Origin of the sequence: Lactobacillus xujianguonis (assembly GCF_004009905.1) — a bacterium.
In the GTDB taxonomy this organism is placed as follows: Bacteria; Bacillota; Bacilli; order Lactobacillales; family Lactobacillaceae; genus Lactobacillus; species Lactobacillus xujianguonis.
On record NZ_ML136935.1, the window covers coordinates 1 to 1,644 of the forward strand.

Here is a 1,644-nt window from a genome sequence, read left to right on the forward strand (position 1 = left end):
GGCAATGTCATTAAGTTAAGACATTGACTTTGAACGGGGAATGCTTTAGGACACTCATCTAAGTTTGATGAGTGTTTTTTTTGCTTAATTTTTGAAACCGCTTTACGCTATATTTGGTTAGAGATTTTATCAAAGTTGGCGTATTTTCATGACTAAGAAGCATCAAGTCCTAAGACAGCTTGATTCTGTTACAGACATGGCTGCCGAATGCATCAATTACTTTGTTTATCATCCAAGTAAAGACTTCACGCGTAAAAGAAAACTGGATGCTAAGACATTCATTAAGACCACTCTTGCCATGCAAGGAAACTGCTTGAACAAGGAGCTGGCTGACGCATTTCCTAAGCCCTCTAAGCGAATGACCGCGTCGGCTTACGAACAGCAGAAATCAAAGGTTAACCCTAGATTATTTAAGGCAATTCTGTATGAATTCAATTCAACTTTGAAACAGCCTGCTTTGTATCATGGCTATCGGCTGCTGGCAATTGATGGTAGTGACTTTGCTTTGCCGTATGATAAGAATTCAATGTTTCTATGCAATATTCAGACAAGAAAAAAGCCTTCGGACGATAATAAATTAACGACCAAAGGCACATGTTTGATTCATGCCAATATCCTTTACGATATCGCAAATTGTTGTTACCTAGACTGCTTATTGCAATCACGAAAGAGTATGGATGAACGCAGTGCAGCTGTGCACATGCTTCAGAACTTAAGACTTCAACACCGCTATATCGTACTGATGGATCGCGGCTATGAATCCTTCAATCTTTTCGAGCATGGCAATCGACTGTCTAACTGCAACTATGTTATCCGTCTAAGAACTCAAAGTAAAAGTGCTATTCGGGAAATTAGCGCTCTTCCCGATCAAGAATGCGATCTTGAGATGACGTTTAACATCACCAATAGCGCCAAGCAAAAGAAGCTTCATCCAGAGTATCACAAGATCAATGCCCCGAATCGTCGCTATAAGGACAAATATTCACCTAAGTACCGTACAGCGCACTGGGATTTTGAAAGCTTTTGTCCGGTCCACTGCAGAATCGTTAAGCTTAAGCTCAACGACCCACAATCGGGAAGCACCAAGTGGGAAGTACTAGCTACTAATCTAAGCTCGAATGACTTCCCGCTTAGTGAAATGAAAAAACTGTATCATCTGCGCTGGGATATTGAGAGCTCATTTCGCAAGCTAAAGTATGATCTCGGTGCAGTATGTTTTCATTCGAAAAAACCAGCGTTTCAAGAAATCGAGTTGTACTCTCAGCTGATTATGTTTAACGTGGTCAACAGAATCATATCCCTTTGCCGGATAGTTGATGCTCACAGAAAATGGCCTCATGAGATAGATTTTAAAGAGGCGGCCAACATAGTTCACCGATATTATACAACGCCCATGATAGGCAATTCAAAGCAGATGATCGAAGAAATAGAAGCTTATCATCATCCAGTCCGAAAAGGTAGACAATATCCCAGACCTCTACGGTTTCAAGGTTCTGTTAGTTTAAACTATCGAATTTCGTAAAAAACAGTCAATCGACTGCTTATTTGTCATACCCAAAAAGCAGAAAAGACACCCACCTAACTTAGATGAGTGTCTCAAAGCGGTTCCCTGTTCAAAGTCAATGCCTTAACTTAATGACATTG

Annotated in this window: 1 protein-coding gene; it reads left to right on the plus strand. The window is 40.6% G+C overall.

Annotated features, from left to right (window positions below; genetic code table 11):
• Nucleotides 1-148: 148 nt before the first annotated feature.
• Nucleotides 149-1,522, plus strand: a complete 1,374-nt coding sequence (locus EJK17_RS11170; protein ID WP_103662718.1) for an IS4 family transposase — start codon at nucleotides 149-151, stop codon at nucleotides 1,520-1,522.
• Nucleotides 1,523-1,644: the final 122 nt, after the last annotated feature.

Bases quoted from the DNA above. Each gene is read 5' to 3' on its own strand.
- EJK17_RS11170 (WP_103662718.1), top strand. From the start codon at position 149: ATGACTAAGAAGCATCAAGTCCTAAGACAGCTTGATTCTGTTACAGAC.